This window comes from Streptomyces albidochromogenes, assembly GCF_005981925.1.
Taxonomy (GTDB): Bacteria; Actinomycetota; Actinomycetes; order Streptomycetales; family Streptomycetaceae; genus Streptomyces; species Streptomyces albidochromogenes.
The window spans coordinates 1-14,918 of record NZ_VBVX01000163.1; the positions used below are offsets into that span (position 1 = coordinate 1).

Annotated in this window: 11 protein-coding genes; 3 read left to right on the forward strand and 8 right to left on the reverse strand. The window is 71.9% G+C overall.

The features are described from left to right. Positions 1–3: 3 nt before the first annotated feature. The 6 genes from E2E34_RS20745 to E2E34_RS20770 form a co-directional block, all read right to left on the reverse strand. Entirely contained in the window at positions 4–333 is a 330-nt protein-coding gene (locus E2E34_RS20745; RefSeq protein WP_167518332.1) for a PqqD family protein, read from the reverse strand. Beyond that, positions 330–2,186, reverse strand: coding sequence for an albusnodin/ikarugamycin family macrolactam cyclase (locus E2E34_RS20750; protein ID WP_208765291.1), 1,857 nt, complete (start codon positions 2,184–2,186; stop codon positions 330–332). The genes E2E34_RS20745 and E2E34_RS20750 overlap by 4 nt, the downstream gene beginning before the upstream one ends. After that, positions 2,183–2,392: a lasso RiPP family leader peptide-containing protein gene (locus E2E34_RS20755; protein WP_138903426.1), complete on the reverse strand. Its 210-nt coding sequence runs from the start codon at positions 2,390–2,392 to the stop codon at positions 2,183–2,185. Before E2E34_RS20755 ends, E2E34_RS20750 begins: the two co-directional genes overlap by 4 nt. 318 nt (positions 2,393–2,710) lie before the next feature. Then, positions 2,711–3,823: an ROK family protein gene (locus E2E34_RS20760; protein WP_208765292.1), complete on the reverse strand. Its 1,113-nt coding sequence runs from the start codon at positions 3,821–3,823 to the stop codon at positions 2,711–2,713. Between the two features lie 243 nt (positions 3,824–4,066). Then, positions 4,067–5,551, reverse strand: a complete 1,485-nt coding sequence (locus tag E2E34_RS20765) for a peptidoglycan D,D-transpeptidase FtsI family protein (RefSeq protein ID WP_138903428.1) — start codon at positions 5,549–5,551, stop codon at positions 4,067–4,069. Positions 5,552–5,705: 154 nt separating this feature from the next. Further along, positions 5,706–7,592 (reverse strand): ABC transporter ATP-binding protein, encoded by a 1,887-nt coding sequence (locus tag E2E34_RS20770; RefSeq protein ID WP_138903429.1) that lies wholly within the window; start codon positions 7,590–7,592, stop codon positions 5,706–5,708. Positions 7,593–7,793: 201 nt separating this feature from the next. Here E2E34_RS20770 and E2E34_RS20775 point away from each other — a divergent pair, with 201 nt between their 5' ends. Continuing rightward, complete coding sequence (locus E2E34_RS20775; protein ID WP_138903430.1) at positions 7,794–9,212, forward strand: S1 family peptidase; 1,419 nt, start codon at positions 7,794–7,796, stop codon at positions 9,210–9,212. A gap of 102 nt (positions 9,213–9,314) precedes the next feature. Here E2E34_RS20775 and E2E34_RS20780 read toward each other — a convergent pair whose 3' ends face one another. Further along, a complete protein-coding gene (locus E2E34_RS20780; protein WP_279637898.1) occupies positions 9,315–9,803 on the reverse strand; it encodes a hemerythrin domain-containing protein in 489 nt (162 codons plus the stop codon). Positions 9,804–9,898: 95 nt separating this feature from the next. Continuing rightward, a complete protein-coding gene (locus E2E34_RS20785) occupies positions 9,899–11,089 on the reverse strand; it encodes an MFS transporter (protein WP_138903431.1) in 1,191 nt (396 codons plus the stop codon). A gap of 266 nt (positions 11,090–11,355) precedes the next feature. Here E2E34_RS20785 and E2E34_RS20790 point away from each other — a divergent pair, with 266 nt between their 5' ends. Then, positions 11,356–13,242 carry a CASTOR/POLLUX-related putative ion channel gene (locus E2E34_RS20790; RefSeq protein ID WP_138903432.1) on the forward strand — a complete coding sequence of 629 codons (1,887 nt, stop codon included), beginning with the start codon at positions 11,356–11,358 and terminating at the stop codon, positions 13,240–13,242. 70 nt (positions 13,243–13,312) lie between these two features. Then, positions 13,313–14,918 (forward strand): MFS transporter (locus E2E34_RS20795; protein ID WP_138903433.1); only part of this gene is annotated, 1,606 nt, incomplete at its 3' end.

The following is a 14,918-nucleotide window of genomic DNA, read 5'->3' on the forward strand; positions in this document are numbered from 1 at the left end:
GCGCTAGTCTCGTGGGCTCGGAGATGTGTATAAGAGCCAGGCCCCCGGATCGGGGGCCGGGTCCTTCTCGGTGGCGACCAGGCCGCGTTCGGCCAGGTCGCCGGCGAGCTTCTCGGCGTCCAGCCGTACGTGGTCGTACCGCACTCCGGGGAAGCGTTCGGCGACCGCCTGCACACCGGTGTCGAAGTCACCGGTACGGCGCCACTCCTCCCAGAGGTCGCGCGCGGTGCCGTTCATCGCGTACCACTGCCCGGAACGGGCGTTGAAGAGGACGGTCCCGCCGTGCGGCGCCTCGCCGGCATGGACGTGCGGGGGAATCCGGAGCTCGGTCACGAGCTGCCTCCGTACTGCGAGTCGCCTGGCCATGACGTGTTCCTCAGCCACAACTCGACGCCGAGGAAGCGGTTCAGGGCGGGGAAGGGGGCGCGCAGCCCCATCAGGGCGCGGTCCAGTGAAGCCGCGACCGGGCGCGGGTCGATGACGCCGAGGGCGGCCAGGCGGGACGTGCCGATGATGTCCCGCAGCGTCCCGGCGGCGAGCCGGGCCCCCTGGTAGTCCTCGTCGGAGTAGTCGCCCTTCGTCCGCCGGGCCAGCACGGGTGCGGGCACGGCGCCCGCCAGCGCCGGGCCGAGCAGCGGTTTGAGGGCCGGTGGACGGCTGCGGTGGTGGGCCGGCAGCCGCAGGCAGGCCCGGACGACGTCGTTGTCGAGGAAGGGGGCCTGTGGCCAGATACCCAAGGGGGCCGCCAGGTGCGCCAGTTGGCGTTGCGCCGAGGCCGATGCGCGCAACTCGTGGAGAGTGGTGTGCAGGTCCGGCGGGCCGTCCGTCCGCCGCTCTCGCGCGCGGCGCCCCGAGGCCCGGGTGCGGGCCAGTTCGGCGAGTTCCCCGCGCGCGGAGGGCGTGAGCCAGGCCGTCTCGGGGCCCGGAGGGACCCACCAGTTCAGCGTGTCCAGCCAGTGCGGGTCGCGCTCCCCGGGTGATTCCAGCCGTTCGGCCGTCCGGCGCAGGGCGGTTGCCAGGGGGGTACGCGCCAGGTGGGCGGCCCGTCCGACGACGTGGAGGGGCGAGGAGTGGCGCGCTCGCGCCAGCTGGTGCCCGTCCCGGAGCAGTCTGCGCAGTCCGCCCGTCCGCGCGAGGCCCGCCAGGTAGGAGGGCGGCGGGCTGAGGAGCGCGTCGCCGCCCTCACCGCCGAGGTGGACGTCGCCACCGTGCGCGGCGATGCGCTCCAGGCGCAGCCGCGTACGGGCCGCGCCCACTGCCGCCGGGTTGGGCTCCCCGTCGCATTCCGCGTCGTGCAGGTCTTGGTAGGGCAGGGTGCCGGCGGTCGTCCCGGTGACCACTTCGAGGCGGAGCCGGTCGTCGAGCCGCGCGTAGCCGCGGGCGTACTCGAGGTCGTCGCAGGACGTGTCCGCCCGGTGGTAGGTGAAAACGGGCAGCGGGCCGGTCCGGTGACGCAACGACAGGAAGGCCACCGACGTGGAATCGAGTCCGCCGCTGAAGTCCGCGGTCAGTGTCCGGGCCCGCGCGGCGCGCCGCCCCACGGACTCGTCGAGCGCCGCCCCGAGCGCCTCTGCCACCGTCGCCGCCGACGCGTCGCCCTGGGGTCGGAGGGTCTCGTACTCCCACTGGACGGCCTCGCCGTCGGCGGTGATCCGCAGGGCGTGCCCGCCGCCCAGCCGCTCGACACCGGCGACCACGGACCGGCTCCCGGGCAGCAGGGGTACGCCGGGGCAGAAGATCTGCGCGGCCAAAGCCTGCGGGTCCGGGCGGCAGCCGCCGCCGGCCGCGACCGCTGTGTCCGCCGGCCGCGAGCCGATCCAGGTGCGGCCGGGGCGCCGGCGGTAGTACAGCGGGTACTGCCCGGCCAGGTCGGCGAACGCCGTGAGGTCGTGGGCGCGTACGACGACGCAGAGGTAACTGCCCGGCCACCGGGTCAGGGTGGCGAGCCGGTCCGTGGCGAGCGCCCGCTCGGCGTCCGCCGCGAACTGCCGCTCCCCGGCGAGGCACTGCCCGACGGTGACGACAGTGCCGGCCGCGCACCGGAAGCGGCGCAGTTCGCCTTCCCGCCAGTGACCGGTCACCCGCGTGAAGGGAGCGGATCGGCCGACGGGGAGCGGGAAGCATCCGGTGAAGCCCGGGTGGAGCCGCCGGTCGGTGCTCTGGTCGGCCGCGCTCACGTCCCTCACCAGTAGTAGTGGGAGTTGGCGTCGGCGGTGCCGCTGCTGGAGCTTCCTAGGGTCACCTCCCGTACGTGACCGAGGTCGGCCACCACCGGAGGGGAGTAGGAGTCGTCGCGGTCGGGAGCCTGCGCCGCGCCGTGTTCCTGGGCACCGGTATCGGAAACAGAGGGCCGGACCGCCGACCGGCGAGGGTGTTTTCTCAGCAAGGTCATATATCCACCTGATGTCGACTCAAAAGGCGCATGCAATTGCACGAACGAACACGTTTGGACAGAGTCTGCTATTCGACTTTAGCCGCAAACCGGGTTTTCGCACCCCTGGCGTGGGCCACCATGGCAGGCGCGAGCGGCCGTTGTCCACGCGCGACGACAGGTGCCCGACCAGCGGAGGGGCGCCTCGCGGTGAAGCGTGCTCCACCCGGGCGAGACACGTCGTCGCCAATTCGCAGAAAAGCGAGTCGACGGTACGGACGGGGAGTTCAGCTCGTCGGTGTACGCCGTACGGAACAGGTGCCGAGCTTCGATTCCCGCTCAGTCCTTTTCCACGTCCGTCCTCCGCAAGGAGGTGAGACCGAGCACCAGTGCCCCTTGCGCCTCGGACAGCGGATTCATCGCACTCAGCTTGAGGGCGAATTCACTGTGCGGACCGACCGCGCCCCGCAGCCCGAAACGGGCCAGGGACTCCCGGCAGGGCTCCAGGACCAGGTTCTGCGCGGCGGCGAGCTGCCCGCCCAGGACGATGAGGTCCGGATTCAAGAGGTTGCAGACCAGCGCGAGAGCCTGGCCGAGGACGCGCCCGGCGTCCCGCACCACCCGCTCGCACACCGCGTCGCCCGACTGGGCCCGTTCGATCAGGGAGGCGAGGGAGTACGGCACGTCGGCCACGCTGCCGGCCAGTGCCTCGCGGGCCTGACGGACGAGCGCGTCGGCACCGATGATCGTCTCCAGGCAGCCGCGGCCGCCGCACCGGCAGACCATGCCGTCCGGGTCGAGGACGAGGTGCCCGATCTCGCCGGCCATTCCGTGGCCGCGAATGGGGTTGCTGCTGATGACGAGACCCGCGCCGATTCCGGTGGAGCCCTTGACGTAGACGACGATCTCGCAGTGGCCGTCCGTGCCGTACGTCTGCTCCGCCAGCGCGCCGAGGTTGGCGTCGTTGTCCAGCGCGCCCTGGACGCGCAGCCACTGCCCCAGGTCGTCCGACGGCGCGTCCCCCTCGCTCCACGGGGGCAGGACGGGCGTACGGAACCTGCCGGTCCGGGGGTCGACCATCCTCGGGACCGCCACACCGAGGGACACGACGTCCTCCAGTTCGCGTCCGGTCTTGGCGACCGCCTCCCGTACGGCCTGCTTCAGGGAGGGCATGATCTCGCCCAGCCCCCGGTTCGCGCCGCTGCCCACGTGCTCCCAGTGCGTCTCGGTGACGGGGCGGTCCACCCGACGGGCCACGACGGTCGCCTGGTTGAAGCCGAGGTGGACGCCGACCGCGACATTGCGCGTCGGGGCGAGGCAGACTCTCGTCCCGCGCCCGGGCTCGGAAAGGAAGACCTTGGCCGTCTGCAACTCGCGGACGATGTTCGAAACAGTGGACTGGGCGAGTCCGGTGCGCCGGGCGAGACCGGCCTGGCTGTCACTTTTGATCATGACGGACAGCAGAACGTGCTTGAAGTTGATCGCTTTTGTACCCCGGGCCGCGCTCAGGCGATCACGTAACTGGAGCATCGGACCCCCCGCAATTCAGCGATTCAGTCTTCCGACATTAGCATGGTGATCTTCAAATTGAACGAGGGGTGTTTTCAAATGAATAGGAGTCAATAATTCCGCCACACCTGTGAGAGGCGCGGGGAAGCAGTTGCCGGTGAGGCCCGAATTCGGGCCCGCGCACCCTCACTTGACGAGGACGGCCCGCATGACCTCTCTGGCGATCGGGGAGCCGAGCCTGCCGCCGGAGATGTCGGCGCGTGAGATGTCCATGTCGGTCGGGTCGATGAAGACGGCCACCGCCACGGAGGCCCCGTCGGCGTTCTTCCCGTACGAGACGAACCAGCCGTACGGCACCTCGTCGTCGACGTCCACGCCGCGCTGCGCCGTTCCGGTCTTCCCGCCGACGGTGATCCCGTCGATCAGGGCCCCCTTCGCGCTGCCCTCGCGCGCGGTGAACTCCATCATCTCCCGCACACTCCGCGCGGTGTCCTCGGAGACCGCCCGGCTCTTGAGCTTCGGCTCGTGCTCCTCGACCGGCGAGAGTTCGGGGTCGAGGAGCTTGTCGACGATGTACGGCTGCATCAGCTCGCCGTCGTTGGCGATGGCGGCCGTCACCATCGCCATCTGCATGGGCGTGCTCGTCAGGCTGCCCTGCCCCATTCCGGTCAGCGCGGTCCCCGGCTTGTCGAGCCGGTCGGGGTAGAGGCTCTTGGTCGCCAGCATGTCGCCGAAGTCATCGGAGTAGACATCGGCGTTGAAGCCGAACTTCTCCGCCGTCTCCCGCATCTTGTCCGGGCCCAACCTGGACGCGGCGTCGAGGAAGACGTTGTTGCAGGAGAACTGCATGGCGGTCTTCAGCGAGGCCTTGGCGCACACCGCGTCGCCCGCCTCGCTGCCGATCTTGGAGGTGGAGAGCGGCAGGGGGTACGGGGACGGGGCGCCGGACGCCGCGTCGACATCGGTGACCACGCCGTGCTCCAGCGCCGCGGCCGCCGTGAGGATCTTGAAGGTGGAGCCGGGCGGGAACGCCTCGCGCAGCGCCCGGTTCGCCAGCGGCTTGCTCTTGTCTGCCGCCAGCGCCTTGAACCTGTCACCTTCCTTGAACGTCATCCCGGCGAACACGGAGGGGTCGTACGACGGCGCGGACGCCAGGGCGAGCACCTTGCCGGTGCTCGGTTCGAGGGCGACGACCGCGCCCCTGGCCCCGAGATCCGTCAGCCCCTTGTACGCCGCCTTCTGCGCCTTGGGATCGATGGTGGTGACGACGGACCCTCCGCGCAGCGGCTCCCCGGTCAGGATGTCGCGCGCCCGCTTGAACGCGAACCGGTCGTCCTGGCCGCTGAGGATCGAGTCGTACGTCTTCTCCAGCAGCGACATCCCCTGCGCCTGCGAGGCGAAGCCGGTGACCGGGGCGTACATCGGCCCGTCGGTGAAGGTCCGCTTGTACTTGAAGTCCTGGCCGGCGACTTCCTTCGAGCCGGTCACCGGCCGTCCCGCGACGATGATGTCCCCACGTGGTTCGGCGAACTGGGCTATCTCCACCCGCCGGTTGTGCTCGTGGTTGGCGAGCGTCTCCCCCTGGACGAACTGCACCCAGTTGATCCGCAGGAGCAGGGCCAGTATCAGCAACCCACAGAAGATCGCCACGCGCCTCAGCGGCCTGTTCATACGCTGCCCCACCCCTCCACGCCGCTCCACCGCATGCGTGCCCGACAAGATCCGTCCCCGTAGGGACGGTGTGGAGGGGGCCCTCGGTTGCCCACCGGCCGGGTCGGCTTGGTCACGCCGGGCCGTCCGGGCGCCGCGCGCCGCCCGGTGGGGCCTAGTTCGCCCGCGCCTCTTCCAGATGGGGGCGTTCGAACTGGGTGCGGTGCAGCTCCTCGTAGCGGCCCCCCGCCGCCAGCAGCTCGGAGTGCGTGCCGCGTTCGACGATCCGGCCGTCCTCGACGACCAGGATCAGGTCGGCGGCCCGTACGGTCGACAGGCGGTGGGCGATCACCACGGCGGTACGTCCCTCCAGCGCCTCGGCCAGGGCCTCCTGAACGGCGGCCTCCGACGTGGAGTCGAGGTGTGCGGTGGCCTCGTCGAGGATGACGACGCGCTGGCGCGCCAGCAGCAGGCGGGCGATGGTGAGGCGCTGCCGCTCGCCGCCGGAGAGCCGGTAGCCGCGTTCACCGACGATCGTGTCCAGGCCGTCGGGCAGTGAGGCCACGAGGCCGTCCAGCCGGGAGCGGCGCAGGGCGTCCCAGATGTCGTCCTCGGTGGCGTCGGGCCGGGCGAGGAGCAGGTTGGCGCGTACCGATTCGTGGAAGAGGTGCCCGTCCTGGGTGACCATGCCGAGCGTCTCGCGGATCGAGTCGGCGCTCAGGTCGCGCACATCGACGCCGTTCAGCCGTACGGACCCCGAGTCGGCGTCGTACAACCGCGGCAGGAGCTGCGCGATCGTGGACTTGCCGGCGCCGGAGGAACCGACGAGGGCGACCATGTGGCCGGGTTCGGCGCGGAACGAGATGTCGTGCAGGACCTGCTCACCGCCGCGCGAGTCGAGGGTCGCGACGTCCTCCAGGGAGGCGAGGGAGACCTTGTCCGCGGACGGGTAGCCGAACGCGACCCCGTCGAACTCCACGGACACCGGCCCGTCCGGCACCCGCCGGGCGTCCGGCTTCTCAGCGATCAGCGGGCGCAGGTCCAGGATCTCGAAGACCCGCTCGAAGCTCACCAGGGCGCTCATCACCTCGACGCGGGCGCCGGCGAGTGCGGTGAGCGGTGCGTAGAGCCGGGTGAGGAGCAGCGCGAGTGCGACGACGGCCCCGGGGTCGAGGCTGCCGCGCAGGGCGTAGAAGCCGCCGAGTCCGTAGACGAGGGCCAGCGCCAGTGCGGAGACCAGGGTGAGCGCGGTGATGAAGGTGGATTGCGCCATGGCGGTACGGATGCCGATGTCGCGCACGCGGCGGGCGCGGGCGGCGAATTCGGCGGACTCGTCGGCCGGACGGCCGAAGAGCTTGACAAGGGTCGCGCCGGGGGCGGAGAAGCGCTCCGTCATCTGGGTGCCCATGGCCGCGTTGTGGGTGGCGGCCTCGCGCTGGAGCGTCGCCATGCGTGCGCCCATCCGGCGGGCGGGCACGACGAACACCGGCAGCAGGACCAGGGCCAGCAGGGTGATCTGCCACGAGATGCTGAGCATGACGGCGAGGGTCAGCAGCAGGGTGACGAGGTTGGACACCACGCCGGAGAGGGTGTTGCTGAAGGCGCGCTGGGCGCCGATGACGTCGTTGTTGAGACGGCTGACGAGCGCACCGGTCCGGGTACGGGTGAAGAAGGCGACCGGCATGCGCTGGACGTGGTCGAAGACCGCCGTGCGCAGGTCGAGGATCAGCCCCTCCCCGAGGGTGGCCGACAGCCGGCGGGTCAGCAGGCCCAGCCCCGCCTCGGCGACGGCGATGACCGCGATGAGCAGGGCGAGCCGGGTGACCGTCGTCTCCTCGCGGCCCCGCACGATCGCGTCGACGACGCGTCCCGCGAGCACCGGCGTGGCCACCGCGAGGAGGGCGGTCACCACGCTGAGCAGCAGGAAGCGGTACAGCTGCCGATGATGCGGCCGGGCGAACCGGGCGATGCGGCGCAGGGTGGTCCGGGAGACGGGCCTGCGGTCCTGACTGGCGTTGATCGCGTTGTGCAGCGATGTCCAAGCGGTGACTTCCATGTCCATGGAGGTGACGCTAGGACCTCAAGCGGACTTGAGGTCAACCCGGCCCCATCGAGCGTCATGTACCGGGTGGTGACGGACCGTCGGCTCAGATCTGCGCCCGCGCGATGAGAACAACACGCGTCTCATGCGTATCAAGAGGCGGACGCGTCCCCCGGGTGCCCATCGGCAACCGGCTCCGTACCCCCAACAGGAGGCGGCGAGTTGAGTCACAGGCGAATAACCAAGCGAAAGGCCGTTCTGGCGGGAGCGGGGGCGGTCGGCATTGCCGCGGCCGCCGTCCTGCTGCCGCAGGCCTACGCCGGGCAGGAAGGGGCCCGGTCCGACGCGTCGGCCCCCCGGAAGATGAGCGCGGCCTCCGCGGCGGATCTGCTCCAGCAACTCGGCAAGCAGCTCGGCGAGTCCTACGGCGGCGCCTACTACGACGCCGGCAAGCAGCAACTCGTCGTGAACGTCGTGGGCGACAACAACGCCATCGACATCCAGGTCAAGAAGGCCGGCGCGGTCCCGAGGAGCGTCGACAACAGCGCGAGCGAGCTGAACACGGCCAAGAGCACACTGGCCCGCAGGGCCACCGTCCCGGGCACCTCCTGGGCCGTCGACCCGAGAAACAACCAGGTCCTCGTCACCGCCGACCGGACCGTCACCGGTGAGCGCTGGGACCGGCTCGAAGCTGCGGTGAAGGACCTCGGGCCGGGCATGGCCCGGATCCAGAAGTCCGAGGGCGAGTTCAAGACGTTCCTCGAAGGCGGCGACGCCATCTTCGGCGGCGGCGCGCGCTGCTCACTCGGCTTCAATGTGACCACGCAGGACGGCAGCCCCGGCTTCCTGACCGCCGGGCACTGCGGGGTGGCGGCCGAGCAGTGGTCGCAGGAGGCCGGCGGAGCGCCGATCGGCACCGTCCAGGAAGCGGTGTTCCCCGGGGCGGGCGACTTCGCACTCGTCACGTACGACGACCCCGCCACCGAGGCCCCGAGCGAGGTCGACACCGGCGACGGGCAGACCGTGGCGATCGCCCGGGCCGCCGACGCGGCGGTGGGCCAGGACGTCATCCGGATGGGCAGTACGACGGGCCTCAGCGACGGCCAGGTCACCGGCCTCGACGCCACGGTGAACTACCCGGAGGGCACGGTGACGGGCCTCGTCCAGACCAACGTGTGCGCGGAGCCCGGCGACAGCGGGGGCGCGCTCTTCACCGCCGACGGCAGCGCGATCGGGCTCACGTCCGGCGGCAGCGGAGACTGCACGGCGGGCGGCGAGACGTTCTTCCAGCCGGTCACCACGGCGCTCGCAGCGGTCGGCGCCCAGATCGGTGACGGCGCGGGCGACGGCGCCGGTGACGACAACGGGGCGAACGGAGCCCAGGAGAACGGCGGCGCCGGAGCCGACGCGGGTGCCGGTGACGGCGCCGGCGCGGAAGACGGCGGCGCGGAGGACGGCGGCGGCGCGGAAGACAACGGCGGCGCGCAGGCCGACGCCGGTGCCGATGCCGGCGCCAACGCCGGTGCCGATGCCGGTGACCAGGGCGGCGCGGACGACGCCGGCGCAGGCGGCGCGGACGAGGCCGGCGGCGACGCGCAGGGCGAAGGGGCCGGCGAAGACGGCGGCGGCCAGCACAACTGAGGCGCTTCCCGCGCGAGGGGAGGCGTCAGCCGGGGCCGGGTACGGTCCGCCGCGACGGCCGGGGGCGTCGCGGCGGACAGCCCGGCGCCCCCGGCAGCGGCGTCATGCGGAGGCCGCGATGACCTTGCGGACGTTCTCCAGGCTTCCGCACCCCTCCTTGAGCAGCCGCTCCCGCTCACGGGCGAACGCCTCTCCCAGCTCCGCGCGCCGCTCGTCCGCGACGAGTTCCCTGGCGTGGTTGAGAAGCGTGCGTTCCTCCTCGTCCAGATGGTGGGTGATGGCCTCGGACAGCTCCTCCAGCTTCTCGTCCCAGTCGTCCGACCCCACCTCGGAGACCTCCAGCAGGGCCGCCAGAGCCTTGTTGCCCTCGGTGTGCTCCTCTTCGCCGTGGTCGACCTCCTCGTTGTCGACCTTCCGGTAGCGACGCAGGGCGGGGTAGACCTCTGCCTCCTCGGCCTCACCGTGTGCGATCAGCAGGTCCGCGAACTCCCTGAGCGCGGCGGCCCGGTCCTCCTCCACGCTGCGCATCGCGCGGAAGAGGTCCTCCATCCGCCGATGGTCCTGCGTGATCAGCTCCACCACGTCGGTCACGTCGCCTCCTGGGTTGTGCGAGTACGTAGACCCATCGCCTTCCCCGCAATCGGCACGTCACCCAGGCCGCGTGCGCCTCTCGCGTCCGTACGGGCTCACGCCTTCGCGGGGACCGGCCTCCGGAGGAGGTAGAGGGCCGCGCCGGAGACCAGGACGGCCATGCAGGCGATGAACACCAGCCCGGCGCCTTCCAGACCGATCGGGTCCGCGAGCACGCCGACACCGATCACCGGTACGGAGATCCCCGTGTACGCGACCACGAAGAGGGTCGAGATCACCGCCGCGCGCCGGTCGGCGGGCGAGGCCCCGGCCACCGCCGACAGCGCCCCCCGGAACGCCAGGCCCTGACCGGCCCCGCCCACCAGGGCGCTGAGCACGACGAGCGCCAGCAGGTCCCACCACAACGCGCCCGCCAGCAGCGCCAGCCCGGCGAGGAGTCCCGCGCAGCCCAGCGGCAGCGACCGGCCCGCGCCGACCCGGTCCACTGCCAGCTGCCCGCCGACCGAGGCGAAGAAGGCCAGCGCGACGACCAGCCCGCTCACGGCGTGGTCGGTGACGTTCAGGGACTGCGCGAGGAACGCCGGGCTGACCGACGTGAACACCCCGAACAGGGCGAACCCGACGAACGAGGCGGTGGCGGCCGGCACGAACACCGCCCGCACCCCGGCGGGCAGGGCCGGCCGCTGGGGCCGTACGGCGCTCAGCGGTCGCCGCTCCCGTACGGTCTCCGGAAGCCGCAGCAGGACGGCGGCGGATACGGCCACCAGGGCGAGGTGCACGGCGAAGGCCAGGTGCAGCGGCCAGGGGGCGTACTGCGCGAGGACACCGGCGAGCAGCGGACCGCAGCCCAGCCCGCCCATGTTGGCGGCCGTCGCCACGAAGGTGGCGCGGGAGGCGCCCCCGTACGGCGCCGACTCCATCACGTACGCCGAGGCGGCCCCGGTGAACAGGCCGGCGGACAGGCCCGACAGCAGCCGCCCCACGTACAGCCATCCCAGCCCGGTGGCGCACAGGAAGCAGACGGCGCTCGCCGCCGCGAAGGCCAGGCCGGCCAGCAGCACCGGTCGCCGGCCCACGGTGTCCGAGGCGTTGCCGGCGAGCAGCAGCACGCCGATGACCCCGAAGGCGTAGACGGCGTAGACGACGGTCACCGTCAGCTCGGAGAACCCGAACTTCTGCTGGTAGAGGCCGTAGAGGGGGGTCGGCAGCGTGGTGCCGGCCATGCACACGGCGAACACCGCCCCGCTGAGCACGCACCGGCGCCACCCTCCGCGATCTTCGTCCATGCCCCGAAGGTAAGCCCCGCCCGCGCCCCGGTACGGCCGCGCGGTGCCCGGCGCGCCGCCGGGCTCCCGCCGCGCCGGTCCCCCGTTCCGGGCCACCGGATCTGCCACCGCGCGGGCCGGCCCGTTCAGGAAGCGCGGGCGAGCGTTCATACGTGGGGGTGAGGGCGACGATCTTTGGGCGTGCGGACGGATCCGGCGCGCTAGCTTGGGCCGACGGCAGGGCCGACACGGGGGCGGCACGTCGTCTCACGCTGGGGGGGGCTCGCATGGCGCCGGAGGCGGCCACCCACCGGCAGCGGTTGCGGTACCGGTTCGACAACCTGGTGGCGCGCGGGACCGCTGCCCTGATCGGCTGGCTCGCCCTCGTCTGCCTGCTCGTCGTGATCCCGGCCAGCGTGGTGCTGGTGTGGGCGGACCGCCATCCGCCCGCCACCCTCTCCGGCCGGCTCGCCGCCGTGTGGGCGAGTGTGGGGCAGACGCTGAAGATCGGCGGCGCGGTCGGTTCTCCCGTCTACGTGCTGGCGTCGGTGTGCCTCGCGCTGGTCGCCCTGCTGTTCGTCTCGACGCTGGTCAGCCTGATCACGACGGGCATCAACCAACGGATCATGGCGCTGCGGCTGGGGCACTCGACCGTCATGGAGGAGGGGCACACCGTCGTACTGGGATGGTCCGACCAGGTCTTCCCCGTGGTCACGGAACTGGTGGCGGCCAACGTCAACCAGCGCGGGGCGGCCATCGCCGTCCTCGCCCCCAAGGACAAGGTGGAGATGGAGGAAGAGATCTCCACCCACCTGCCGCGCACCGGCTCCACCCGGATCATCTGCCGAAACGGCCGCACCACCGACCCCGCGGCCCTGGCGAGGGTCGGCCCGCGGACGGCGAAGGCCGTGCTGGTCCTTCCGCCGAGCGGGGACGACGGTGACTCCCGCGTGGTGAAGACCCTGCTCGCGCTCAGCTCCCCCGCCTGCCGAGCGGGCGGCGCCGTGGTGGTCGCGGCGGTCCGCGACGCCGGCAACCACCTCACGGCCACTCTCGCCGCCCCGCCCGGCGGGCGCGTGCTGAACATCGACGACATCGTCGCCCGGCTGCTCGTGCAGACCTCCCGCCGGCCCGGCCTCTCCCTCGTGTACCAGGAGCTGCTGGACTTCGAGGGCGACGAGTTCTACACCGTCGCCGCTCCCGCGCTCACCGGCCGTACGTTCGGCGAGGCGCTCCTGTCGTTCACGGCGTCCTCGGTGGTCGGCCTCCTGAGTGACGAGGGCACGGTCGCTCTCAACCCGGACCCCGGCACCGTCATCGGCGCCACCGACCGGATCGTCGTCATCTCGCGGGACGACGACACCGCCGAGGTCGCGGCCGGTCTGCCGCCCGTCGACGAGGACGCGATCGTCCCCGCCCGCGCGACGAGGCCCCGCCCCGAGCGCCTGCTGCTCCTGGGCTGGAACCGCCGGGCCGCGCTGATCGTCGACCAGCTGGACCAGTACGTGAGCCCGGGAACGACCCTGGACGTCGTGGCGCTCGGCGACGGGGCGGCGATGCGGGACGCGTACGACCTCGCGGGGACGGGGCGGCACCTCGACGTCACCGTGCACCGCGGTGACATCACCGACCCGCGGACCCTGGCCGCGCTGGACGTGCCGTCGTACGACAGTGTGATCGTCATCGGCGACAAGGGCCCGGGCACGGAGGCCGACGCGGACGACAGGACGCTGGTCGCACTGCTGCACCTGAGAGCCGTCGAGGAGGCCGCACGCCTGGAACTCTCCCTCACCACGGAGCTGGCCGACGACCGGAACCGGCTGCTCGCGCCCGTGCGGGAGGGCGCCGACTTCATCGTGAGCAGCAGGCTCATCAGCCAGCTGATGACGCAGATCTCGGAGAGTCCGCACCTGGCCGACGTCTTCGACGAGCTGTTCAACGCCGGCGGACACGAGATCTGTCTCAGGCCCGCCGCGCAGTACGTGCTGCCCGGCCGCGACATCACATTCGCCACGGTCGTCGCGTCCGCTCGCCGCCGACGGGAGTGCGCCATCGGATACCGGCTGCGGGAGCGTTCGGCGGACGGCCCCGACTACGGCGTACGGATCAACCCGGACAAGCACCAGCGGGTGCGGTTCGCCGCCGCGGACCAGGTGATCGTGCTGGCGCGGTGACCGGCCGCGCGGGCCCGGTGCCCGCCGCGCTCCGGGTGCGCCCGGGGCGACGGCGGACCAGAATCCCGGTATGACCGGCATCAGGAGAGCCCCAGGTCCGGAACGTGCCGGGACGGCGCATCAGTCCCTGGCCCTCGCGGCGATGCTGTTCGCCGTGTCGATGACGTTCATCGACCAGACCATCGTGAGCATCGCCGCGCCCAGCATCGTCGACGAGCTGTCCCTGTCGTCGTCCGGCATGCAATGGGTGATCAACGCCTATCTGCTCTCCCTCGCCGCGTTCTTCGCCCTGGGCGGGCGGCTCGCGGACCTCTTCGGGCACCGCCGGATCATGCTGACCGGCACGCTCGTGTTCGTGGTCTCGTCCGTGCTGTGCGGCTGTGTGCCGTCCGGGGACTTCGCGCAGACGTGGTTGATCATCTTCCGGGCGACCCAGGGCCTCGGAGCGGCGCTCATGTTCCCCGCCGCCCTCGCCGTGGTCGTCGCGGTGTTCCCGGTGGACCGGCGCGGCCGGGCGCTCGCCCTGTTCTTCGGGCTGTCCGGGGCCCTCACCGCCGTCGGCCCGCTGCTCGGTGGCTGGCTGACCGACTGGACCTGGCGGGCGATCTTCTGGATCAACGTGCCGGTGGCCCTCGTGGCCCTCGTCCTGACCGCCCTGGCGCACATCCCCGACAACCGGCGGCACGAGAAACTGGACGTGCCGGGAGCCGTTCTGGTCGCCGTCGGCATGGGGCTGAGCGTGCTCGGCCTGCAGCAGGCGTCGGCCTGGGGGTGGAGCAGCGCCGCCACCTGGGGCTGCGTCGTCGGCGGTCTGCTCGTCCTGGCCCTGTTCTGCCGGTACGAGCTCACGGTGAGCCACCCCCTGGTCCAGCTGCGGGTGTTCCGTGACCGGGCGTTCGCGGTGGACACCCTCGTGCTGTTCTTCGCGATGACGGCCTTCGTCCCGGTCTTCTTCTTCGCCTCGGTGTACGCCCAGGTGTCGCTGAGCGCGTCGCCCAACCAGGCCGCGCTGTTCCTCCTCTACTTCTTCATCGGTTTCGGTCTGGCGTCCCAGTGGGGCGGGCGGATCCTGGACCGGCGCGGGGCCCGTCCGGCCATGAAGATCGGCACGGCGCTGGGCGCCGCCGGGTTCGCCCTGTGGGCGCACAAGATGACGGACCTGTCGATGCACGACCAGTGGCCGTACGCCGCGATGGCGGGCGCGGGCGTCGGGCTGCTGCTGGCGCCCGCCTCCACCGACGCCGTCAACCGGTCCATCGGCGCCTCGTACGGCGAGGTCACCGGCATCACGCAGACCGTCCGCAACTTCGCGGCGAGTGTGGGCCTGGCCGTGTTCGGCACGGTCCTGACCCACGTCACGACCGACCGGGTGGTGGAGACCCTCCGCGCCCGGGGTGTGGCCGAGGACGCCGCGCGGGACGCGGCGCGGGACATCACCCAAGCCGTCTCCGGGAACCCGGACACCCGACAGCCGACCGGGGAAGGGCCGGTGGCCACGGTCATGCGGCAGTCGATGGACGCCGTACGGATGGACTTCGCCGAGGCCAACCAGTGGGTCTTCTACGGCATGGCCATCGCGCTCGGGCTCGCGTTCCTGTGCGCCCTGCGGCACCCCGGTACGCGCGTGACCACCCGGACACCCGAGGCGTCCGGCGGTCCGCCACCCGCCACCACCC

Excerpts from the sequence above, each read along its gene's own strand:
- E2E34_RS20755 (WP_138903426.1), bottom strand. The coding sequence starts at position 2,392 with ATGACCTTGCTGAGAAAACACCCTCGCCGGTCGGCGGTCCGGCCCTCT.
- E2E34_RS20760 (WP_208765292.1), bottom strand. The coding sequence starts at position 3,823 with ATGATCAAAAGTGACAGCCAGGCCGGTCTCGCCCGGCGCACCGGACTC.
- E2E34_RS20765 (WP_138903428.1), bottom strand. The coding sequence starts at position 5,551 with ATGAACAGGCCGCTGAGGCGCGTGGCGATCTTCTGTGGGTTGCTGATA.
- E2E34_RS20770 (WP_138903429.1), bottom strand. The coding sequence starts at position 7,592 with ATGGACATGGAAGTCACCGCTTGGACATCGCTGCACAACGCGATCAAC.
- E2E34_RS20785 (WP_138903431.1), bottom strand. The coding sequence starts at position 11,089 with ATGGACGAAGATCGCGGAGGGTGGCGCCGGTGCGTGCTCAGCGGGGCG.
- E2E34_RS20790 (WP_138903432.1), top strand. The coding sequence starts at position 11,356 with ATGGCGCCGGAGGCGGCCACCCACCGGCAGCGGTTGCGGTACCGGTTC.